24 protein-coding genes and 1 tRNA gene are annotated in these 20,244 nt (G+C 40.9%); 8 read left to right on the forward strand and 17 right to left on the reverse strand.

Annotated features, from left to right (window positions below):
• Positions 1 to 112 precede the first annotated feature (112 nt).
• The 10 genes from ACNSN2_RS10695 to ACNSN2_RS10740 all read right to left on the reverse strand — a co-directional run bounded on the left by ACNSN2_RS10695 (position 113) and on the right by ACNSN2_RS10740 (position 8,471).
• The gene (locus tag ACNSN2_RS10695) at positions 113 to 1,207 is read right to left on the reverse strand and encodes a flagellar basal body P-ring protein FlgI (protein ID WP_008113075.1); all 1,095 of its coding nucleotides are present in this window, start codon (positions 1,205 to 1,207) and stop codon (positions 113 to 115) included.
• A 12-nt stretch (positions 1,208 to 1,219) separates the two neighbouring features.
• Positions 1,220 to 1,903 (reverse strand): flagellar basal body L-ring protein FlgH, encoded by a 684-nt coding sequence (gene flgH / locus ACNSN2_RS10700; RefSeq protein WP_054201734.1) that lies wholly within the window; start codon positions 1,901 to 1,903, stop codon positions 1,220 to 1,222.
• A gap of 14 nt (positions 1,904 to 1,917) precedes the next feature.
• Entirely contained in the window at positions 1,918 to 2,706 is a 789-nt protein-coding gene (gene flgG / locus ACNSN2_RS10705) for a flagellar basal-body rod protein FlgG (RefSeq protein WP_010387879.1), read from the reverse strand.
• Between the two features lie 21 nt (positions 2,707 to 2,727).
• On the reverse strand, positions 2,728 to 3,471 hold the full coding sequence (locus ACNSN2_RS10710) for a flagellar basal body rod protein FlgF (RefSeq protein WP_010387878.1): 744 nt from the start codon (positions 3,469 to 3,471) through the stop codon (positions 2,728 to 2,730).
• Positions 3,472 to 3,607: 136 nt separating this feature from the next.
• Positions 3,608 to 4,969, reverse strand: a complete 1,362-nt coding sequence (gene flgE, locus ACNSN2_RS10715) for a flagellar hook protein FlgE (protein WP_054201735.1) — start codon at positions 4,967 to 4,969, stop codon at positions 3,608 to 3,610.
• Positions 4,970 to 5,025: 56 nt separating this feature from the next.
• Positions 5,026 to 5,703: a flagellar hook assembly protein FlgD gene (locus ACNSN2_RS10720; protein WP_054201736.1), complete on the reverse strand. Its 678-nt coding sequence runs from the start codon at positions 5,701 to 5,703 to the stop codon at positions 5,026 to 5,028.
• 13 nt (positions 5,704 to 5,716) lie between these two features.
• Positions 5,717 to 6,148: a flagellar basal body rod protein FlgC gene (gene flgC / locus ACNSN2_RS10725; RefSeq protein ID WP_008113068.1), complete on the reverse strand. Its 432-nt coding sequence runs from the start codon at positions 6,146 to 6,148 to the stop codon at positions 5,717 to 5,719.
• Between the two features lie 2 nt (positions 6,149 to 6,150).
• Complete coding sequence (gene flgB / locus ACNSN2_RS10730) at positions 6,151 to 6,561, reverse strand: flagellar basal body rod protein FlgB (RefSeq protein WP_418607303.1); 411 nt, start codon at positions 6,559 to 6,561, stop codon at positions 6,151 to 6,153.
• Between the two features lie 126 nt (positions 6,562 to 6,687).
• On the reverse strand, positions 6,688 to 7,518 hold the full coding sequence (locus tag ACNSN2_RS10735) for a CheR family methyltransferase (protein WP_054201737.1): 831 nt from the start codon (positions 7,516 to 7,518) through the stop codon (positions 6,688 to 6,690).
• 20 nt (positions 7,519 to 7,538) lie between these two features.
• A complete protein-coding gene (locus tag ACNSN2_RS10740; RefSeq protein WP_010387865.1) occupies positions 7,539 to 8,471 on the reverse strand; it encodes a chemotaxis protein in 933 nt (310 codons plus the stop codon).
• Between the two features lie 138 nt (positions 8,472 to 8,609).
• On the opposite strand from ACNSN2_RS10740, the gene flgA reads away from it, so the two are divergent.
• From flgA to flgN, 3 genes are all read left to right on the forward strand, one after another.
• Positions 8,610 to 9,317 (forward strand): flagellar basal body P-ring formation chaperone FlgA, encoded by a 708-nt coding sequence (gene flgA, locus ACNSN2_RS10745; protein WP_075169689.1) that lies wholly within the window; start codon positions 8,610 to 8,612, stop codon positions 9,315 to 9,317.
• A gap of 75 nt (positions 9,318 to 9,392) precedes the next feature.
• Positions 9,393 to 9,713, forward strand: coding sequence for a flagellar biosynthesis anti-sigma factor FlgM (gene flgM, locus ACNSN2_RS10750; protein ID WP_010387860.1), 321 nt, complete (start codon positions 9,393 to 9,395; stop codon positions 9,711 to 9,713).
• Positions 9,706 to 10,137, forward strand: a complete 432-nt coding sequence (gene flgN, locus ACNSN2_RS10755; protein ID WP_054201957.1) for a flagellar export chaperone FlgN — start codon at positions 9,706 to 9,708, stop codon at positions 10,135 to 10,137. The genes flgM and flgN overlap by 8 nt, the downstream gene beginning before the upstream one ends.
• 71 nt (positions 10,138 to 10,208) lie before the next feature.
• Here the strand turns inward: flgN and ACNSN2_RS10760 are convergent, their stop codons facing one another.
• A complete protein-coding gene (locus ACNSN2_RS10760) occupies positions 10,209 to 10,667 on the reverse strand; it encodes an LPP20 family lipoprotein (RefSeq protein ID WP_010387855.1) in 459 nt (152 codons plus the stop codon).
• Positions 10,668 to 10,806: 139 nt separating this feature from the next.
• On the opposite strand from ACNSN2_RS10760, the gene ACNSN2_RS10765 reads away from it, so the two are divergent.
• On the forward strand, positions 10,807 to 11,994 hold the full coding sequence (locus tag ACNSN2_RS10765; RefSeq protein WP_138570051.1) for a flagellar assembly protein T N-terminal domain-containing protein: 1,188 nt from the start codon (positions 10,807 to 10,809) through the stop codon (positions 11,992 to 11,994).
• Here ACNSN2_RS10765 and ACNSN2_RS10770 read toward each other — a convergent pair.
• Positions 11,991 to 12,890 (reverse strand): LysR substrate-binding domain-containing protein, encoded by a 900-nt coding sequence (locus ACNSN2_RS10770; RefSeq protein WP_418607305.1) that lies wholly within the window; start codon positions 12,888 to 12,890, stop codon positions 11,991 to 11,993. The two genes, ACNSN2_RS10765 and ACNSN2_RS10770, sit on opposite strands and share 4 nt — an antisense overlap.
• 113 nt (positions 12,891 to 13,003) lie before the next feature.
• On the opposite strand from ACNSN2_RS10770, the gene ACNSN2_RS10775 reads away from it, so the two are divergent.
• The 4 genes from ACNSN2_RS10775 to ACNSN2_RS10790 all read left to right on the forward strand — a co-directional run bounded on the left by ACNSN2_RS10775 (position 13,004) and on the right by ACNSN2_RS10790 (position 17,037).
• Positions 13,004 to 13,732 (forward strand): glutathione peroxidase, encoded by a 729-nt coding sequence (locus ACNSN2_RS10775; protein ID WP_008466566.1) that lies wholly within the window; start codon positions 13,004 to 13,006, stop codon positions 13,730 to 13,732.
• Between the two features lie 54 nt (positions 13,733 to 13,786).
• Positions 13,787 to 15,235, forward strand: coding sequence for a dihydrolipoyl dehydrogenase (locus ACNSN2_RS10780; protein WP_010387847.1), 1,449 nt, complete (start codon positions 13,787 to 13,789; stop codon positions 15,233 to 15,235).
• A 133-nt stretch (positions 15,236 to 15,368) separates the two neighbouring features.
• Complete coding sequence (locus ACNSN2_RS10785) at positions 15,369 to 16,301, forward strand: exopolyphosphatase (RefSeq protein WP_418607306.1); 933 nt, start codon at positions 15,369 to 15,371, stop codon at positions 16,299 to 16,301.
• Positions 16,302 to 16,632: 331 nt separating this feature from the next.
• Positions 16,633 to 17,037 carry a DUF1801 domain-containing protein gene (locus ACNSN2_RS10790; RefSeq protein WP_138596076.1) on the forward strand — a complete coding sequence of 135 codons (405 nt, stop codon included), beginning with the start codon at positions 16,633 to 16,635 and terminating at the stop codon, positions 17,035 to 17,037.
• Positions 17,038 to 17,380: 343 nt separating this feature from the next.
• Here ACNSN2_RS10790 and ACNSN2_RS10795 read toward each other — a convergent pair.
• From ACNSN2_RS10795 to ACNSN2_RS10815, 5 genes are all read right to left on the reverse strand, one after another.
• Positions 17,381 to 17,455, reverse strand: a tRNA-Arg gene (locus tag ACNSN2_RS10795).
• Between the two features lie 74 nt (positions 17,456 to 17,529).
• Entirely contained in the window at positions 17,530 to 18,117 is a 588-nt protein-coding gene (locus tag ACNSN2_RS10800) for a FlgO family outer membrane protein (RefSeq protein ID WP_418607307.1), read from the reverse strand.
• Between the two features lie 98 nt (positions 18,118 to 18,215).
• Positions 18,216 to 18,893, reverse strand: a complete 678-nt coding sequence (locus ACNSN2_RS10805; protein ID WP_008466541.1) for a FlgO family outer membrane protein — start codon at positions 18,891 to 18,893, stop codon at positions 18,216 to 18,218.
• Between the two features lie 12 nt (positions 18,894 to 18,905).
• Complete coding sequence (locus ACNSN2_RS10810) at positions 18,906 to 19,499, reverse strand: FlgO family outer membrane protein (protein ID WP_054201743.1); 594 nt, start codon at positions 19,497 to 19,499, stop codon at positions 18,906 to 18,908.
• 67 nt (positions 19,500 to 19,566) lie between these two features.
• Entirely contained in the window at positions 19,567 to 20,226 is a 660-nt protein-coding gene (locus ACNSN2_RS10815) for an SPOR domain-containing protein (protein WP_054201744.1), read from the reverse strand.
• Positions 20,227 to 20,244: the final 18 nt, after the last annotated feature.

Genomic DNA, 20,244 nt, shown 5'->3' on the forward strand with positions numbered 1-20,244 from the left:
TGCAATAATTGAGCCAAAAGAAGAGTAGCGATGAAAGGTTAAGGATGAAAGGTTAAGGATGAAAGGTTAAGGGTTAAAGACCCTAGGCCCTAGGGCTTAGAGTCTTATAAAACTAAATTACAACAAGCTGACCGTTAATTGCACCGGCTTCTTTGAGCGCTTCAAGAATAGCCATTAAATCACCCGGGGCAGCTCCTACTTCATTAATTGCACGTACTAAGTCATCAAGACTTACACCTGGGTCAAATACAAAAGCGCGTGAATCATCTTGATTAACATCAATAATACTTTGCTGAGTAACCACGGTTTCACCCTCTGCTAAAGGATTTGGCTGCGCTACATTTTGTTGTTCCGCAATCGTTACTGTTAAACCACCGTGGGTAATTGCCGCAGGTTGTAATTTTACATTTTTACCTATAACAATGGTGCCAGTACGTGAGTTAACAATTATTTTTGCCGAAGTATCCGCTGGTTTAAACTCTAAGTTTTCAAGAGTTGATAAGTACGATACGCGCTGCGAGGCATCACGTGGGGCAATAACGCGAATAGAGGCTGCATCGAGTGCTTGAGCGCTATTTGGACCAATTAAATCATTAATGGTTTTCTCTAAACGTTTAGCAGTAGTAAAATCAGGGCGGTTTAAATTAAAAGTAATATAGTCATTTTGCATAAATGGGCTTTTAACAGCACGCTCAACGGTTGCACCATTTGGCACGCGTCCTACCGTTGGCGTATTAATCACAACGCGACTGCCATCAAGCCCCTCAGCACCTAGGCCACCTACAATTAAACTGCCTTGAGCGATGGCGTAAACATTACCATCAACCCCTTTTAAGAATGTTTGTAATAATGTGCCACCGCGCAAGCTGCCTGCACTGCCAATCGATGATACGGTTATATCAATAGTCTGCCCTGGCTTTCTAAATGGCGGGAGTTCAGCATGAACAGCAACCGCTGCAACATTTTTAATTTTTGGCTTTAAACTAGCTGGTAACGTAATACCAAAACTATTGAGCATGCCTTTAAAGCTTTGCTCGGTAAAACGGCTTTGCTCACCAGTTCCCGGTAAACCCACTACCAATCCATACCCGACTAATTGGTTTGAGCGCACCCCTTCGACCATAGATACATCTTTAATTCGCTCAGCACTGGCAGTAAATTGCCAGCCTAGTAGCACCATAAAACAAAAAACTTTAAAACCATTCATGTCGAATGTCCTCTAAAAGGGAAACAATGAGCTACTAAAGAAACGCGTTAACCAACCCGGGCTTTGTGCCTCTTGAGTTTGACCCTTACCTGAATACTGAATACGTGCATTCGCAATTCGATTAGACTCAACAGTATTATCGGCATTGACATCTTGCGGACGCACTAACCCTTCTAGGCGAATAAATTCTTCACCGGTGTTTAACGTTAGCCATTTTTCACCGCGAATTACTAAATTACCATTTGGTAGTACTCGCATCACGTTAACCGAAATATCGCCAACTAAGCTGTTTGATTGATTTGATTTTGAGTCACCTTTAAATGAGGAGTCACTACCAATACCAAATTGAATACTATCGCCACCAATATTTACCGGCAAACCACCTAAGCCAATAACAGGGTCGAGGCTGGCATCGGTTTCTTTATCTGTTTCAGTTTTAGCTGCTTTAGTCGCTTGGGTCGACTCTTGTAATTTAACAGTAATGATATCGCCTGTTCGCAGTGCTTTTTTATCGGCATATAGGTCATTCGATAATTGTGTACTGAACAAAGAGCCGGTTGCGACTACTGGCTCCATATTAGGCTCTGGATACATAGGTGCATAATAGGGATCATCTTGTACTACCTCATTATTTTGTGTAGCTACACAACCACTTAATAGTAAAGTCCCTACTGTAAATAACATAACATTACGCATACAACCCCCCAAAACTATAACTGTTGATTGATATAACTCATCATTTCATCAACGGCTGAGATCACTTTTGAGTTCATCTCATAAACGCGCTGCGTTTCAATCAAATTAACTAATTCTTCGGTCACATTTACATTTGATGTTTCAAGTGAACCTTGAATAATCGTGCCTAAACCTTCAACACCTGGGTTACCTTGAACAGGCGCACCGCTTACCGCGGTTTCGGTATATAAGTTTTGACCTATAGGTTCAAGGCCCGACGGATTAATAAAATCACTAATCGTGATCTGACCAATAACCACGTTTTCGGCCTGACCTTTAACGCGAACTGACACTTCACCGTCTTGAGATACGGTGATCGACTGTGCATCGTCAGGTACATTCATTTCAGGCTGAACAACATAACCAGCACCCGAGGTGACAACACGCCCGTCGCCGTCGGTAGTAAACTGGCCGTTACGCGAATAAGCAATATTGCCATCTGGTTGCAGTACTTCAAAAAAACCAGGGCCTGAAATCATCCAATCTAATGAATTTTCAGTAGTGAGCATATTACCTTGCGAAAAGTTTTTTTGGTTAGCCACTACCTTAGTACCCGCACCAAGCATTAAGCCTGACGGCATTTCGGTGTCTTGCGATGAGCGACCGCCTGGTTGATTAATATTTTGGTAAAGCAAGTCTTCAAAAATAGCGCGGCTTTTTTTGTAACCCACTGTACTGGCGTTCGCTAAGTTATTTGATATAACCGATATATCAGTTTGTTGAGCGTCAAGCCCTGTTTTACTTATCCATAATGCTGGATTCATAATAATATCCTCACGTTAAAGTTAAACGATGCGCATCAGCTGTTCTTGACGTTCGTCAATCTCTTCAGCTGTTTTCATCAGTTTTACTTGTAATTCAAATTGGCGTTGGTGACTGATCATATCGACCATTTCATGCACAGGATTTACATTCGATTTTTCTAATGTGCCACCTAATACTTGTACATTGGCTGATGTTTCAACTATTTGGCCTGGTTTAGCTCTAAATAAGCCATCGTTGCCCTTCTCGAGCGTGGCGTTGTTTGCATCAACCACTTTTAGCCGATCAACTTCTTCTAAAAAGTTAGCCGGTGCACCTTGAGGGCGAACTTGAATAGTGCCATCTTTACTAAATTCAATTTTTTCAATCGGTACAGGTAATATGACTGGCCCACCTTCGCCAATAACTTGACGACCGTCGCTGGTAGTTAACATACCTTCAGCTGTTATATTTAACGAACCCACTTTTGTGTAGGCTTCATTACCAGAGGCGTCCTGAACACTGAGCCAGGCGTTATCGCTCATAGCGATATCAAGGCTGCGACCTGTTTCCACAATACCGCCCGATGTCATGTTTGATCCTGGGCGCTCTTGCATTGCAAAAACACGAGTCGGCAAACCTTCACCGAAAGCCTGCATTGATCGCGCTTGCGCAAAATCAGATTTAAACCCAGTGGTATTCGCATTTGCCAAATTATTGGCTTTAAGAGCAAGCCCCTGCATGCTTTGTTTAGCGCCAGATGCGGCTATGTAGACCATTTTATCCATAACATCGACTCATTAAGAAATCTATATATGGGTAAATGCAATATAAGTGCCAAATTAAATTTAATCCGATATTTGATTTAAAGGAAGGATATAAAAAAGGCTGCATGAAGCAGCCTTAAAAAATGATAAAACCTGATTATCGGATCTGTAAGATATTTTGTTGTAATGTTGAATTCACTTCAAGTGCACGAGAGTTTGCTTGGAAATTACGTTGTGCACTAATCAAATCAACAAGCTCATTGGTTAAATTAACATTAGATTGCTCAAGAGCCGTTGAGTTAATTGACCCCAAAGTCCCTGAATTAGGCTCACCTGCAATTGGCTCCCCTGACGTTAAGCTTTTCTTCCACGCGGTATCTCCAACCTGTTGCAGGCCTTGAGAGTTTGAAAAGCGCACCAGAGCTACTTGGCCTAAAAAGGTTGAGTCACCATTACTATATGACGCTACAACTTTACCATCTGCGCCAATTTCAATACCAGCTAAACGCCCAACTGTTGCACCATCTTGCTCAAGCGCTTTTACTTCAAAGTTACTCGCAAATTGTGTTGGCAATTTTTTATCAGTACCAGCTTCATCGCGCCAATTTAACTCAACGCCTGTATCTGGAAAAGAAGCACCATTTGTTAACAATGACGATAAACCAGTCGTTGCTGTTGCTGGTAATACAATTTCATCAAACGTTCTAGGGTCGATATTAGGTGCTCCATTTGTTGTACTTGGCACACCATTGGAATCAAAACCCATAGTAACTGTTGGTACATATGGAGCTGCAGCTTGTTCACCACCTGTTGCTGGATCAATAACCTTACTGTCTAGTGTTGTGTATACCTGCCACTCATTTGGATTAGTCACTGGGTCAGATTTTGCAAAAAAGTATTGCAAAACATGTGGTTCACCTAACGAATCATAAATCGTCGTAGAAGTAGACGAATTGTATGTTGTCCTATCTTCTGGGTCAAAAGCAACGCCAGGGGCATCTGCCGTCGAGTTCAAGTTGAATGATGAGTAAACATTTGTAGTTGATCTAGGCGAACCTGACGAATCAGGGATTTGTATTGCAGAGGAAGTACTTAAACTAACTGAAGTTGTATCACCTGTTGATGCGTCCACAGGGAACCCCTGTAAATAGTTACCCTTTGCATCAACAACAAAGTTATCTTTGTTGAGTTTAAACGCGCCTGCACGCGTATAAGTAAAGTCTTGCGCACCAAGATCATTTGACATCGCAAAATAACCTTCACCCGTAATCGCTAAATCCAATGAGTTCTGGGTGAACTTTAATGAACCTTGATGAAATTGCTGTGCAACCATAGTGGTTTGCACACCATCACCGTTTTTAGTTTTATTTGCGCTAAATACAGATGATGCATATACATCAGCAAACTCAGCCCGAGATTCTTTAAAACCCGTGGTATTTACGTTAGCAATGTTATTGGCGGTAACGTCTAAATCTTTTTGTGCGGCAGCAAGGCCTGTTAATGCAATATTGAAGCTCATAATTAACCTCTAACCTGAAATGTTTAGTCTATTGACTAAAAAATATATAAAATCTATTACGCGATTTCTGCGACATCAGTCAGCCTAACCGCACCTTCTCTGGTGTTAATAATAATGCCGCTTGAACCATTAATATTAACACTCTCAATATTTTTGAATGTAGCTAATGGGAGGCTTGAAAATTCCCCATTTGTACTACCTTCGGCCGCTACATTGTATTCACCAGGAGGTAGACGCTCACCGTCTTCATTGGTACCATCCCATGCAAAGCGGATAGCTCCTGCAGGCTGAGTGCCTAAATCTATAGTTTTAACCAATTGCCCTGATGCGTCTTCAATGCGAATCATTAAACTATCGACTGGCTTTTCAGCTACAACAGAACCTCTTGATTCACCCGACTCATTAAGCTCCAGGGTATCCGACTCCAACAAAGCTTGTTTGCCTACCAGTGTTGATGCTTGCAATGCCGAATTTGATGTCATCGACGCGGCTAAAGACTCAAAGTTAGAGTTTAAATTTGATATTCCTTCAGCCATGGTAAAGTTTGTCATTTGTGCAATCATCTGATCGTTATCAGCTGGTTTGCTGGGATCTTGATATGACAACTGCTGTGTTAACAACGAAAAGAAATCTTCTTGGGTTAACGCATCACTGTCTTCTTTTTGTGGCACTTGCTTATCTTGCCAACGTAAAGAGTCCATGTAGGATGAAGAAGTACTAATATCGTTACTCATGAGCTACCCTCAGTTACCGCTGACCTAACAGCAGTGTTTTACTTAACATTTGCTTAGCTGCATCAGCAACTTGAACATTTGTCTGATAAGAGCGAGACGCAGAAATCATATTTGCCATCTCCTCAACAACATTCACGTTGGGTTTATAAATGTAACCATTTTCATCCGCACTCGGGTGGTTTGGGTTATATTCAATTTGTAGTGGTTTATCACTCTCAACCACTCCTAACACTTTCACACCAACGGCAGAGCCCTGTGGGTTGCTTGCTGAAGCTGACGCTTTTGTTAGCTCCGCAGCAAATACAGGTTGTCGCGCTCGGTACGTTTCATTTTGTGAAGAGCTAATTGTATTGGCATTAGAGATATTACTTGCGGTGGTATTTAATCGCACGTTTTGCGCGCTCATACCCGAACCTGCAATATCAAACACATTATATAAACTCATAATTAGGCTCCTTGACTACCGAGGGCTTTTTTCAGGCCTTTAAATTTACCATTAAGAAACTGGACACTGGCCTGATACTCCATAGCATTCTGTGTATACAAGTTCCGTTCCACTTGTATATCAACAGAGTTACCATCACCTGTATCTGTTTGATTTGGCGTACGAAATAAATCATTACCACCTACACTACGGGTACCACCGGCAATGTGTTTTTCGTTGGTTCTTACCATCGTATTGCCGCTTAGTTGGTTAGACTTTGCCGTTTTTAATGCTGAGGCAAAGTCGATATCTTTTGCTTTATAGCCGGGCGTATCAGCATTTGCGATATTAGTAGCGAGCATTTCTGCTCTTTGCGAACGGATCAACATCGCATGCGGATGCACGCCTAATGCTTTATCAAAACTGATAGCCATAACTATCTCCAAAAAATTGACTTAGTACCAATAAAGCAATAAGTAAGCCAGCAATGAAAATAGTGACGATAAAAACAAAAAACGACGCTATAGCGCCGTTTTTAGGAGGGGGGGTGTAAACGGTAGTTATTTTTTTTGATAAATAATCCCGGGGTTACAACGCACCATATCAAATTCGGTACTCAAACCAGACATAGATTCCGACGCACCTAAAAATAAATACCCCTTAGGGTTAAGTGCTTGAGAAAATTGTGCAATTATTTTGGCTTTCACCTCAGGTGAAAAATAAATTAAAACATTACGGCAAAATATAATATCGAACTTACCCATCAAAGCGTACGAGTCGAGTAAATTTAAATGCCTAAAGCTCACTTGCTTTTTCAATGAGTCAACCACTTGTGCCATACCATTGCCACTATCTTTAAAAAACTTCTTACGACGCTCAGCAGATAGCCCGCGAGCCAGTGCCAATGCATCATATTCAGCGTGTTTACACATATCCAGCATGGTATTTGAGATGTCAGTACCCACTATTTGTGCACCCATTTTTAAAACACCAGGACTACTTGATTGAAACTCAGCAACCGACATAGCAATTGAATAAGGTTCTTGCCCTGAAGAGCTCGCAGCAGACCATATTTTTAATGGCCTATTTAACGCTTTAAATTCAGGGAATAATCTGGTTTTGAGCAACTCAAATGGGTATTGATCTCTAAACCACAATGTTTCGTTGGTTGTCATGGCATCAACAACAGCAGCGCGCAATTGACGCTCATGCACGCCAAGTGTTTTGCTAACCAGTTCAGATAACGATTCAACATTAAATCGAGACATTAATGGTGCCAAGCGACTTTTAACCAAATACTGCTTATTTTCACCTAAAACAATACCGCACTGTTGTTCTAAAAATAAGCGAAATTGATCGTATTCTGTTTGCTGCAAATCTTTATTAGTCAAATCAATAACACCTATGTTTATTAATCACAATGAACCCACTTATTAACGGCTGTAGCAAGCTCGTCTGGATTAAATTTTGCAATAAAATCGTCAGCCCCTACTTTTTCAATCATTGCTTGGTTGAACACACCACTTAACGATGTGTGTAAAATCACATGCAATGGTGCAAGTTTGGGATCTGCTTTAATTTCTGCAGTGAGCGTATAACCATCCATTTCTGGCATTTCTACATCTGAAATAAGTAACCCTACTCGCTCTGTAATATCGTTAACACAATCAAGCTCTGCAATTTCTTTTAGTCTTATTAAAGCTTCTTTACCATTTTTAGCAAGTTCAGTAGTTACACCTAAAGGTTCTAACGCTCGTTTAACCTGATTTCGTGCCACGGCCGAATCATCGGCAATAAATACAATTCTTTCGCCTAAGTCTTTTTGTATATTACCTTGCGAGGCAACATCATCACTCACGGTAGTATTGACAGGACAAATTTCGTTTAGGATCTTTTCTACGTCGAGTATTTCAACCAGCTCATTTTCAATTTCAGTCACGGCAGTTAAATAAGAATAGCGGCCCGCTCCTGATGGCGGTGGCATTATTTTTTCCCAGTTCATATTAACAATCCGCTCAACACCACCAACTAAAAAGCCCTGCACTGTACGGTTATATTCTGCAATAATAATAAAGCCATCTTCTATGCTTTTAATAGGACGACCACCTACAGCCATTGATAAGTCAATTACCGAGATTGTTTGGCCACGGATATGTGCTACACCACGAATGTAAGCGTTAGATTTTGGCATGCTGGTTAATGGCGGGCATTGAAGAACTTCTCTTACCTTAAACACATTAATGCCAAAGCGCTGACGTCCGTTAAGCTTAAATAACAATAACTCTAAGCGGTTTTGCCCAACCAACTGAGTACGTTGGTTTACTGAGTCTAAAATACCGGCCATTTAAATCTCCTAAGAAAACAAATATAAGGAACGATAATTGCTTTCAATTAATAAAGCGTCATAACACAACGGGGGCGTCTAAATTCTGACGCAAAATATTTATACCCTGTTTGCAACCATAAGCATAGTCGAAACATTATGAGTTTGTTAAAAAAAACCAGAAGATACAGTGTTTTTTATTTTCTTGCTAGCCTCTGCTTCACTTTGCCACTGAAGGCTCAAGTATTTAGTAAAGAATCACTACAGGAAATGGCTGTATCTTATGTTGCTCAAAAAGCAGTAACTACAAATGACAACAAAATACAGTTTAGCGCGTTACCGCTAGATACCCGCATACCCGATCGCCAGTGTAACTCTGAGCTAGAGCTAGTAACGCCAAGTGAGCCACCATTTAATCGTCAGGTCACCATTCAAATAAAATGTAACGATAGTGACAACTGGGCACAATACGTTCATGTCAGAATCACTGAATCAGCACCTGTTGTAGTTGCTACTACCAATTTAGCACGAGGTGAAGTGATTACTCCATCCCATTTAAGTATTGATATGCGCCCTGCGCACTTTATACGTGTTCAGTATCTTGATGATCCTGCGCAACTTATTGGTAGCCGCAGTAAACGTAATATTCGTGAAGGTATGCCTGTACTACTCAATCAAATTTGTATGGTTTGCAAAGGCGACTCTGTCAATATTTTTGCCAATATTAAAGGCTTAAGAGTAAAAACCACGGGTGTTGCATTAGAGGATGGAACCTTAGGTGAACAAGTACGAGTTGAAAACAAAAAAACAGGTAAAGTTTTAAATGCGCGAGTAGATGGTGTAGAGTCTGTGCAGGTAAATATTTAATGTAAATTTATGCTAAAGTATCTTTAGTAAATGCCGATATAAAGGCATCAGTTGGGTAATAAACGGGTTTTTATCATGGTCGGTCAAGTAAACAAATCAAATCAACAGCCTGGTGTTTTAACAAACACTCAACAGCAAAAAGTTGATTTAAAAAGAGATAATGCAAATACACAAGCTGCGCAAACGCCTTCACCTAAAGCTGCAAGCGATTCGGTGAGCTTAACACCGCAGGCCAAGCAATTAAAATCTTTACAAGAAAAAGCAGAGCAGTCTTCTGGTTTTGACAGCAACAAAGTTGCTGAACTTAAAAAAGCGATTACCGAAGGCAAGTATCAAATAGACAGTGAGAAACTTGCCAAAAATTTAGCAGACTTCGAGTTTAATGTTTATGGCTGATCACAATAGTTTAATTACGATTAAACTAAACGAACAAATAAATTGTTTAACAGCCTTGAGTGAGCTTCTTACTCAAGAACTTAATGCTATTGCCTCACGAAGAGGCGAAGGTTTGAAAGAAATTGCCCAACAGAAAATGTCTTTTTTAACCAGCATAAGCACCCTAGATAAAGAACTCAGTAAACTGATTGCCAGTAATGATCAGCAAACAGATGAAAACGCTGATTTAATAAAGCTAACCAGAACTAAGCTTGAGCAATGTCAAAAACAAAATGAAGTTAATGCTCATGCAGCGCACCAGGCACAGTTAAGTGTAAAGCAGCTAAAAAGTATTTTAATTGGTGCACCTTCATCAATGACCTACGACCAAGCTGGTAGCGTTGTAAATACCGATAACAGTATTGTGCGTAACCTAAAAGCCTAAAAAAATACCCATAAAAAAACGCCTAAACGATTATTCGTTTAGGCGTTTTTTTATGAGTAATAATTTGTCGGTTAGTAATAAGTGACTTTTTTCACTTCCCGTGGCTTTATCTCACCGATGTATAAGTCGTGCACGCGTTTCATATTAAGCTCAAGCTCGGTTATATACATATCATTAACGGCATAGGTTTTTATAATTTGTGCGCCTTTAATAATACCTTGTACTTTGCTTTGTAAATAATCATCTTGGGCAACCGAGCCTGCGACCGTTGTACCTGCGGTAATTTTTTGCCCGTATACTTGTTCGGTTAGTTCACGATAAGCCTCGAGCTTTGAGGCCTTAATCGCCATAAGCTGTTTTTGAGTGTCATTACTTCCCGACTGCAAACTAATGGGCGCGTACCCTATTGCTTTTAATACAGGGTAATTATTTGGCTCAACATATTTATATTCAACGTGCTTATCAAATATATTGCTACAACCGCTTAACGTTAAGCAGCCTAATGTGATCATTAATGGCATTACTCGCATCATACAGGGCCTTTAAAAACTAATTAAACTCAGTTATGCACGTTTAATGCCAGTGATACCTATATTCTGTAACAACAAATAATAGTGGTACATTACTTGCTGAGACTCATTAACGCTAACGTTTAATTGGAGTAAGAGTATGAAGTCGTTTTTAAAAGCAGTATTGGCAGGATTAAGCACCACTGCTGTATTAACGTTTTCACCTTTTACCCACGCTCAGTGGTATGAGTCTACAGGCCATGCGGTTATTCAAAATAGCGACATTCCCGGTGCAAAGGCCGCTGCAATAAAAGATGCGATTACCCAAGCCCTTGTATTCTCTGGTGCGCGGGTGAGCTCGGTGCAAACACTTGTTGATGGTGTTTTAACCCAAGATCAGCTAAAAATAAGTAGCCAAGGCGAAATTCAAAAAATAGAGCTCGTTAGCGAAAACCGCAGCAATGATGAATTTGCGATTACCTTACGCTTAGATATCTTTGCGCAAACCGAGCAATGCCCGCAAAGCAACTTCAATAAATTTATAGCTGTGACGCAAAGTCAATTAACAAATCGCGAACACGCTAGAATGGGTCAAATATTTGACATTAATAAAGCAGTAAGCAAAAACATCTACACGTCACTGCAAAAATCAAAAATGAGTGCTATACCGGTTGCCTATTTCAATAAAGCGATAAAAGTCGATACCTATTTTAATCAACAGCATGACTATTCAAACAGTCAGTTAGAAGAAATTTCATCACGCAGCAACGCGCAATATGTGCTGTTAAGTCAAATAACCAGTTTATCTACCAGCGATAAACTCAATAGCGACTATGCGTTTTGGCAAGATGAAAGCTATCAGCGCCACTACCAAATAGAGTTTAGCTTATTTAATGGCACCACTTACGAGCCGTTATGGCAAAATAGCTATCAAAGCCAAGCTATCTGGCCATTTGAAAAAACAGCTATTATTGATGTAAACAGTAATCGTTTTTGGCAGTCACCTTTTGGTCAAAGTATTAGTGAGATAAACCAAACCCTAAGTTACGATTTGCAAGCAGCCATGGCGTGCCTACCCACCCAAGGCAAAATTTTGCACATGGAAAATAATAAACTCGTCATTAACTTAGGAAAGGCACATGGCTTAGAAAAAGGCCAACAACTGAGTATTGCTCATCATAATTATTTAACAGACGCGCAAGGCAACACCATGCCGCATACTATAACTACTTTGAACCGTATTCGTGTAGAGCAGCTATATCAGCACAGCGCCATTGCCGTTAGTATTAATGATCAGCCTTTACCGGGCGTACAAATTAACGATATTGTGGAAGTTGCAACGCCCTAAAGTACTTGGGTTAGCTTAACTTTTAAATTTTTGTGGGCGCTTAACCAATCTGCTAACTGCTCAACCCCAGATAAATGCGGGTAGTGCTTTCGACAGGCCAATACAATATTACGTTGCTGATTAGGAAAAATAGGCAAATAATGAATTCCCTCTCGGGGGATTGCAGCAAGTTTTGGCACAAACGTAACCCCATCGTCCATCGCCACCAGCGCTAATAAGGTTTCTAAGCTGTTGCCTTGGTACTGGCTAGAAACATCCACTCCTGCCGAAAAACAAAACTGCTGGGCTTGATCTTTAAAGCAATGGCCATCACTTAACATTAATAGGTTACTACCTTGAAGATCTTGCAGTGCTACCTTTTTATTTACAGCTAAAGCGTTATCAGCAGATACCGCAACTAAAAAGTCTTCTTTATATACATTAATAGTATGGTAATTTTTTAGCTCAGGTACATCCGCTAAAATTGCAAAATCCACCTCGCCACTGTCTAGCGCAGCTAAAATGGTAGAAGTTTGCATTTCAATAAACGAAAACTGACTTTGAGTAAATGCCGCTTTCATTGATGTAAGCAGTGTAGGTAGTAAATACGGGGCAATAGTAGGAATAATACCAATACTCAGCTTGCCCTGTAACGGTTGGTTAGAAGTAGCAGCCAGTTCTTTTAATATTTGAGTTTGTTCTAATATAAGAGTGATTTGTGTCAACAAACGTTCACCTTGGGTTGTTAAGGTAACGTGCTTAGTTGAACGGTCAAATAAGATAACCCCTAATTCTTGTTCTAGCTTTTTAATTTGCCCACTCAAGGTGGGCTGGCTTACAAAGCAGGCATCAGCCGCTTTGCGAAAATGTTTAAAATGCGCAACGGCTTTTACATATTCTAAATCTTTTAAGTTCATATTCACACTCAACCTGATAGCTTATACCTATCAGTTTAATACAAACAAACGATTGGAACTATATTTAATTGTTCGCCATAATGGCTATTAACAAATCAAGAGGAACTAAAAACATGTTAAACAATATTGAAGGTCAAACAATCCCTAACGTTACATTTGCAACGCGTCAAAACGACGAATGGAAATCAGTAACTACTGATGACATTTTTAAAGGCAAAACAGTCGTTGTGTTTTCACTACCTGGTGCATTTACACCAACGTGTTCATCAACTCACCTACCACGCTACAACGAGTTAGCTGGTGTACTTAAGCAAAATGGCGTTGACGACATTGTTTGTGTATCTGTAAACGACACCTTTGTAATGAACGCATGGGCTGAGCATCAAGAAGCGCAAAACATTACTTTACTACCAGATGGTAACGGCGAATTTACTGACGGCATGGGTATGCTAGTTGATAAAAACGATTTAGGTTTTGGCAAGCGCAGCTGGAGATACTCTATGCTAGTTAAAGATGGCGTAGTAGAGAAGATGTTCATCGAGCCAGATTTACCAGGCGACCCGTTTGAAGTATCTGACGCTGACACTATGCTTGATTACATCAACCCAACTCAAGTAAAACCAGAAGCGGTTACTCTATTTACTAAGCCTGGCTGTCCTTTCTGTAAAAAAGCAAAAGAGCTACTTACAGCTAAAGGCTTTGCTTTTGAAGAAATCGTAATGGGTGCTGGCGCATCACTTACCAGCCTTAAAGCGGTATCGGGCCGTGAAACCGTACCACAAGTATTTATTGGTGGTAAGCACATTGGTGGCTCAGACGATTTAGAAAAATACTTTGCTTAATTAAGTAAATAAAACAGGGGCTGCAACGCCCCTGTTTATTAAAGGAAAAACACTATGAAAGAATTGCAAACCGACGTTGTTGTTATAGGTGCAGGTACCGCTGGTTTAAGTGCCTACCGTAATGCTAAACAGTTTACTCAAAACGTACTTATGATTGAATCAGGCCCATACGGTACAACCTGCGCACGTGTTGGTTGCATGCCAAGTAAATTATTGATTGCTGCAGCAGAAGCCGCGCACTCAATAGAAATGGCACCTGCCTTTGGAGTTCACAGCTCAAAACCGGTTATTGACGGTAAAGCCGTCATGGCACGAGTTAAAAGTGAGCGCGATCGCTTTGCAGGATTCGTAGTAGAAGCAGTTGATGAAATACCTAGCGAAGATAAAATTCGTGGCTATGCACAGTTTTTAGACGCCAACCGCGTGCAAATAGATGAGCACACCATTATCACTGCTAAACGCTTTGTAATAGCAACAGGTTCACGCCCATCTTACCCTGGCGTATTTAATAACTTTGGCGACCGACTGATTATTAATGACGATGTATTCGACTGGGATGATTTACCAGAATCAGTAGCCGTATTTGGCCCAGGCGTTATAGGCCTTGAAATTGGCCAAGCGTTGCATAGATTAGGGGTAAAGGTAAAACTCTTTGGTGTAGGTGGTGCCATAGGCCCATTAACCGACCCAGTAGTTAAAGATTACGCTAATACCGTATTCGCAGAAGAATTTTATGTTGATACCGACTCAAACGTTTCAGATATGAAACAAGTAGGTAATAAAGCAGAGCTAACCTATACCGACAAACAAGGTGTTAAACACACCGAGCAGTTTGACTATGTTCTGGCTGCAACCGGGCGAGTACCTAACACCGATAAACTAGGGTTAGAAAACACCGGCATAGAGCTTGATGAACGTGGCGTACCACTCGCTGATGCCCACACTATGCAATGTGGCAACTCCCACATATTTATTGCTGGCGATGCTAGTAACATGATCCCTTTGCTTCACGAAGCATCCGATCAAGGAACAATCGCAGGGCAAAACGCAGGCCGCTACCCTCATGTACGTGCGGGTTTACGCCGCGCTAAAATTGCCGCTGTGTTTAGCGACCCACAAATAGCCATGGTTGGTGAAAGCTTTAAAGAAATTAGCCAACGATTAGGCAGCTGTGAGTGCTTTGAAATAGGCGAAGTCAGCTTTGAAAACCAAGGCCGTAGCCGCGTTATGCTAAAAAACAAAGGCCACATGCGTGTGTATGCCGAGCACGGCACCGGCTTATTTTTAGGTGCTGAATTTATTGGCCCTCAAGCAGAGCACATTGCTCATTTATTAGCATGGGCTGTACAAAACAAAATGACTGTACCACAAATGCTTGATATGCCTTTTTATCACCCTGTTATTGAAGAAGGCCTACGCACTGCACTACGTGATTTAAACGCTAAATTAAAATTTGGCCCAGACATTATTAACCATTGTATGGAATGTGGCCCAGGCGCATAACACATCACTAATACACACTTGCTACTCAAAGCCAAAACCATTGTTTTGGCTTTTTTTATGTTAAAAACTGGTATATGAAATGGAGTTTAAACTGCTACACTCAGATTAATAAACAAACAAAAATGGACCGAAAATGAGCAATAATAAATATAGACTTGTCACTCGAAGCGATTTTGACGGCCTAGTGTGTGCCGTATTACTTAAAGATTTAGATTTAATCGACGATATTTTATTTGTGCATCCAAAAGACATGCAAGACGGTAAAATAGCCATTACCAGCAACGACATTACCACTAACCTCCCCTATGTTGCCGGTTGTCATATTGCATTTGATCACCACTTGAGTGAAACCGTTCGTAACGAAAGCGATATTAAAAACCACATTATTGACCCAGATGCGCCCTCTGCAGCACGCGTTGTATACGACTATTATGGCGGTGCAGAGAAATTCCCTAATATTTCAACTGACATGATGGAAGCGGTCGATAAAGGGGATTCGGCACAATTTACAAAAGACGAAATTTTAAACCCAACAGACTGGGTACTGATGAACTTTATTATGGATGCGCGCACAGGACTTGGCCGTTTTCGTGAATTCAAAATTTCTAATTACCAGTTAATGATGAAGTTAATTGACGCCTGTAAAGATCACAGCATAGAACAAATACTAGCAATGGAAGATGTTGCCGAGCGCGTTGCTTTATACCATGAACATAACACACAGGCTAAAGAGCAAATAGACCGCTGCTCATCAGTACACGACAACTTAGTGGTCCTTAATTTAACCGAAGAAGAGACCATATTCGCCACTAATCGCTTTGTTATTTATGCCATGTTCCCCGAGTGTAATATCTCAATTCATAAAATGTGGGGGCTTAAAAAGCAAAACGTGGTGTACGCCATTGGTAAATCAATCACCAACCGCAGCTCCAACACTAATGTTGGCGAGTTATGCCTTAAGTACGGTGGCGGCGGCCATTTAAATGCCGGTACTTGCCAAGTAGAAACTGACAAAGCTGAGCAGGTATTGAGCGAGCTGATTGCTACGATCACTAGTGATGGCTGAGTTATAGCCTCGGGGTTCGGGGTTCGGGGTTCGGGGTTCGGGGTTCGGGGTTCGGGGTTCGGGGTTCGGGGTTCGACAAAGTACTTTATAAAGCGGGTTAATTGATAGCTCGCTTTTTTATTATGCAGAATTTAATGGAGGGCTTCTTTGAGCGATAACCGGACATTGAGGTGAGTTGTCATTTACTTAGTAAGAAAGAAGAAAACTTTCCTCTTTTTTATACGCTCAGATAAGCTAAAATAATAATAGAAGCTCATGAGATATGGACGTTTTCGCGCTAGAATAGGGAAAATGTCCTCTGATAAAGTCGTTATATGAATAGGAGCTTTCAATGGACGAGGTAGTCAAAAATCGCTTCGAAGAATATCCCGAAAAAGTTCGGCTACGACTTGAGGAGTTACGAACTTTAATCCTCAAGCTTGCATCCGATTTGGAGCTAGGTGAAGTCGAAGAGTCACTGAAATGGGGTGAGCATAGTTATAGTGTAAAAACAGGCAGCCCAATTAGAACTGATTGGAAGTTGAAATCGCCAAACCAATACTACTTGTTCTTCAACTGCCAAACTAAGTTAATCGATACATTTAGAGAGCTGCACAATGACACACTCGAATTTCAAGGTAATAGAGCAATCGTATTAAGTTTATCGAGTTCGTTGCCTGAGGCGGAAATCAAGAACTGCTTAGAGCTAGCTTTAACCTATCAGCAGCGAAAGCATTTGCCACTTTTAGGCGCGTAATAGGTAATCACATATAAGGTACTAAACCCGCACCTTTCGGTCACTACCCGTTAGCTTAGCGTTACTAATGTCCGCAATTAGCACTCAGCCGATAGTCGGTATAGAGTGGTTTAACTTACAGTGTAAGGCAGTTGTCTCTGGTAAATTTATCATTTTTGTCGGATGGCGTGGCTCCGCCACTTATCCGACCTACGTCAAAATGTAGGTTGGTTAAGCCGAAGGCGCCACCCAACAAGCTTTCAAATTCACTTTTTATCCGAACGGCACAAAGCTGACATTGCTACAAATATACTACATAGAGTTGATATAGAAACAAAGAAAGAACATAACTCATTGATTTTATTGGTAGCCCCTGCAGGAATCGAACCTGCAACTGCCCCTTAGGAGGGGGCCGTTATATCCATTTAACTAAGAGGCCACGTTGGGTGCTAAGTACCAAGTGTTTGGAAATTATAACGGCATCTGGTTTTTTATATCAAGTATCAAATTAAGTTAATTGCTTGATAAATATATATCTTCTTTATTTAGTACGTAAAGCGGTATAAATGTTCGGCTGCTGGCGGCAAGGCGCTTATTCTCAATATTTATTACGCGAGCGTTAATAACAACCCCATCTGCACGGTAAATTAATGTACCCGATAAAACATGGCTGGCTATATTCGTACCTGCAAGCTTGCGAGTGTTGCGGGTGAATGCAAAGTCGCCTTGATCATTAACGGTAATTAAATTGGCTGTTTTAAAATCAACCGCGCTATAACCAAATTTTTGCAGCTGATGTATAAAGGTTTCTGATAACTGATTACCTAACTGGCTTGCTGTAGTTAAACTTGCGTCTAAATCAACGAACGACGTGACTGCAATCGCAGCATCTTGCGGGGCTACTTGCATGGTGTCGGTTAAATCAAGTGCCATTTGCTCTACGTAGTTAACTAAGCTTTTATGATGCTTGTTTGGGTTAAACTGCGTTGTATCGGCGTATTGTTCTTGCTCGTCATTTTGCTGCATTTGCGCCATGATCTGGTTAAAATCAAGATTGCTTACCACTGTTTGCTCTGGCTCAGATTTGGCGGGTTCAGCCATGTTAGATCCACCAAGTAAATTACAGCCTGAAAGTATTAGTGATAATGCACTTATGCTAATTAAAGCTGAGCGCTTAGCTAAGTTAGCCATGATAAACCTCACTTACTCGCTTGTTTAAGCATAATGCCATCAGCACTGTTACTGCTATTTAGCGCATCAATAACTGATTGTGGAATAAAACCCTGTGCAGAGCCTACAACCGCTTTACTCGCTAAACCAACAATACGTGCGTTTACTAATATGCCGCCTTGGTGGTTTACTAGCGTGCCGGCTAATACGTAACTAAAGTTTTGTTCTTGGTTAAGCTCTAAGTAGTCGCGACTAAAAACAAAATCGCCGCCAGGCGTTACGCGCATATAATCGGTGGTTTTAAAATCAATGACCGGCACACCAAAATTATGCAGCTCATGCATAAAGCTCTCTGCGATTTGGTTACCCACTAAGTCAGCATTATTGTAGTCACGGTCTAAAAAAACAAAGCTTGATACTGCCAATGGCGTTTTAGTATTTACGTACTGTAAGTTTTCAGCCATGTCTTGCATTATGCCACGCACATAGTGATTAATATTTTTACGGGTTGGCGTATTTACTTGTTTGTTTTTATTCATCACTGCAGCTTTATTTTGATAAAGCGAATCAGTATTTGTTGGTGCAGCTACAGGGCGTTGCTCAAAAAACATAGGCGCATCGTCGGTAATTTGCGTGTCACTATGGTTTGTCATTTGTGAACAACCAAAGCCCAGTGGCAAACATAAAGTTAATAGTAGGCGTTTCATGTGTGCTCCTAATTAATATTCACTGCGGTAAATATAGTCACCGCGCTGCTGTATTTTTTCATTACTCCACATCACATTGATGGGAATTTCAGTACTTGCGGCAGATACAATCTGATTAGTTTGCATATTTACCATGCGAGCATTAACAATATAAGCATGTTCTTGACGGGTTAAAGTGCCGGTGATCACAAAGTCAATAATCTGACGCTGCTTTAAGTTACTCGTACTGCGGCTTAACACTGAATCAGCGCTCGCTGATAAGTTAAGCTGGTTTTCAAGCCGGTATTCAACTGTGTTGTACCCTAACTGAGTAAATTGGGTTATTAAGCTTTCTTGAACTTGCTGACTAAGCCCTGCTCCCTGCCCTTGAGCAATTTGTGAATCCAAAGCATTGGCTAAATAAAAGCTGCTGACCGCGATTGAAGCGGTGCTTTTAAAAGGCTCTTTGATATGGCTAAGCTGGGCACTCAAGCTATTTACGTACTGATTGAGCGTATAGGGTGCCATGACCGCTTTAGGCGCATCAGTGCTTATACTTGGCTTTGGCTGGGGTGTTAAGCTACAGCCCGCTAAATTTAATAATAGTAAGGGTAACAAAAGGCGCATAGTTGCCATCCTCTAAAAACATAATAGTTACAAAGCAATTATTATGCCTAATACCCTAGATGCATATTTATTTTAATGGCTGTTGGGTGTAATGGCTCACAATGCAGTTGATTTGGCGCTGTTTAAGTCTATCGCAATCAGCAGCCGCATTCGCTTGATTTTGATAAGCTCCAAGCTTTAAACGGTAGTAAGTCATGCCACTCACGTTAATAGTTTCTACATTCGCCACGAATTCGCCCTGAAATAACGAAGATGCGCTGGCTTTTATTTGATTTAAACTTTGGCTAAGTCGCTCTTTGTCGGTAACGGCTGCAACTTGTAAGGCAAATAAGGCTTTAACGGCTTGTTTTTCATCAGCTGTATTCGCTGCTACTTTAGCTTTTTGTGCAACTTTTGTGGGTGCTACCGTCTCAGCCGAAGCTTTAGCTGTTGGTACAACAGGCGTATTTGTTGATGCAGAACCTTGTTTTGCTACCGCATTTAATTGGCTTATTAATAGCTTTAAGTCTTGTTCAATCACTAATAAACGTTCAACACCTGCTTTGGCTGATTGCCACTGCTGAGACGATGCTTTTAGCTGCGCCAACTCTTCCTCAGAAAGATTGGCACTCGCTTGCATTGGCTGAGGAGATTCTGCAGTTTTGGTGGTGCTGCATCCTGATATAAAAAGAGCAGCAATACAGGCAATTAGTATTGAGTAGCGTTTATATAAATTAGCATGTTGCATGGTTAAACCTTATTGTTA

Source organism: Pseudoalteromonas sp. US3C1013 (genome assembly GCF_048401115.1).
GTDB classification, from domain to species: domain Bacteria; phylum Pseudomonadota; class Gammaproteobacteria; order Enterobacterales; family Alteromonadaceae; genus Pseudoalteromonas; species Pseudoalteromonas undina.

Bases quoted from the DNA above. Each gene is read 5' to 3' on its own strand.
- flgH (WP_054201734.1), bottom strand. From the start codon at position 1,903: ATGCGTAATGTTATGTTATTTACAGTAGGGACTTTACTATTAAGTGGT.
- ACNSN2_RS10770 (WP_418607305.1), bottom strand. From the start codon at position 12,890: ATGAACTTAAAAGATTTAGAATATGTAAAAGCCGTTGCGCATTTTAAA.
- flgN (WP_054201957.1), top strand. From the start codon at position 9,706: ATGGCTGATCACAATAGTTTAATTACGATTAAACTAAACGAACAAATA.
- ACNSN2_RS10790 (WP_138596076.1), top strand. From the start codon at position 16,633: ATGGACGAGGTAGTCAAAAATCGCTTCGAAGAATATCCCGAAAAAGTT.
- ACNSN2_RS10785 (WP_418607306.1), top strand. From the start codon at position 15,369: ATGAGCAATAATAAATATAGACTTGTCACTCGAAGCGATTTTGACGGC.
- ACNSN2_RS10765 (WP_138570051.1), top strand. From the start codon at position 10,807: ATGAAGTCGTTTTTAAAAGCAGTATTGGCAGGATTAAGCACCACTGCT.
- ACNSN2_RS10780 (WP_010387847.1), top strand. From the start codon at position 13,787: ATGAAAGAATTGCAAACCGACGTTGTTGTTATAGGTGCAGGTACCGCT.
- ACNSN2_RS10805 (WP_008466541.1), bottom strand. From the start codon at position 18,893: ATGAAACGCCTACTATTAACTTTATGTTTGCCACTGGGCTTTGGTTGT.
- ACNSN2_RS10740 (WP_010387865.1), bottom strand. From the start codon at position 8,471: ATGGCCGGTATTTTAGACTCAGTAAACCAACGTACTCAGTTGGTTGGG.
- flgA (WP_075169689.1), top strand. From the start codon at position 8,610: ATGAGTTTGTTAAAAAAAACCAGAAGATACAGTGTTTTTTATTTTCTT.
- flgM (WP_010387860.1), top strand. From the start codon at position 9,393: ATGGTCGGTCAAGTAAACAAATCAAATCAACAGCCTGGTGTTTTAACA.
- flgC (WP_008113068.1), bottom strand. From the start codon at position 6,148: ATGAGTTTATATAATGTGTTTGATATTGCAGGTTCGGGTATGAGCGCG.
- ACNSN2_RS10775 (WP_008466566.1), top strand. From the start codon at position 13,004: ATGTTAAACAATATTGAAGGTCAAACAATCCCTAACGTTACATTTGCA.
- ACNSN2_RS10710 (WP_010387878.1), bottom strand. From the start codon at position 3,471: ATGGATAAAATGGTCTACATAGCCGCATCTGGCGCTAAACAAAGCATG.
- flgB (WP_418607303.1), bottom strand. From the start codon at position 6,561: ATGGCTATCAGTTTTGATAAAGCATTAGGCGTGCATCCGCATGCGATG.
- ACNSN2_RS10800 (WP_418607307.1), bottom strand. From the start codon at position 18,117: ATGGCTGAACCCGCCAAATCTGAGCCAGAGCAAACAGTGGTAAGCAAT.
- ACNSN2_RS10720 (WP_054201736.1), bottom strand. From the start codon at position 5,703: ATGAGTAACGATATTAGTACTTCTTCATCCTACATGGACTCTTTACGT.
- flgG (WP_010387879.1), bottom strand. From the start codon at position 2,706: ATGAATCCAGCATTATGGATAAGTAAAACAGGGCTTGACGCTCAACAA.
- ACNSN2_RS10760 (WP_010387855.1), bottom strand. From the start codon at position 10,667: ATGCGAGTAATGCCATTAATGATCACATTAGGCTGCTTAACGTTAAGC.
- ACNSN2_RS10815 (WP_054201744.1), bottom strand. From the start codon at position 20,226: ATGCAACATGCTAATTTATATAAACGCTACTCAATACTAATTGCCTGT.
- flgE (WP_054201735.1), bottom strand. From the start codon at position 4,969: ATGAGCTTCAATATTGCATTAACAGGCCTTGCTGCCGCACAAAAAGAT.
- ACNSN2_RS10695 (WP_008113075.1), bottom strand. From the start codon at position 1,207: ATGAATGGTTTTAAAGTTTTTTGTTTTATGGTGCTACTAGGCTGGCAA.
- ACNSN2_RS10810 (WP_054201743.1), bottom strand. From the start codon at position 19,499: ATGCGCCTTTTGTTACCCTTACTATTATTAAATTTAGCGGGCTGTAGC.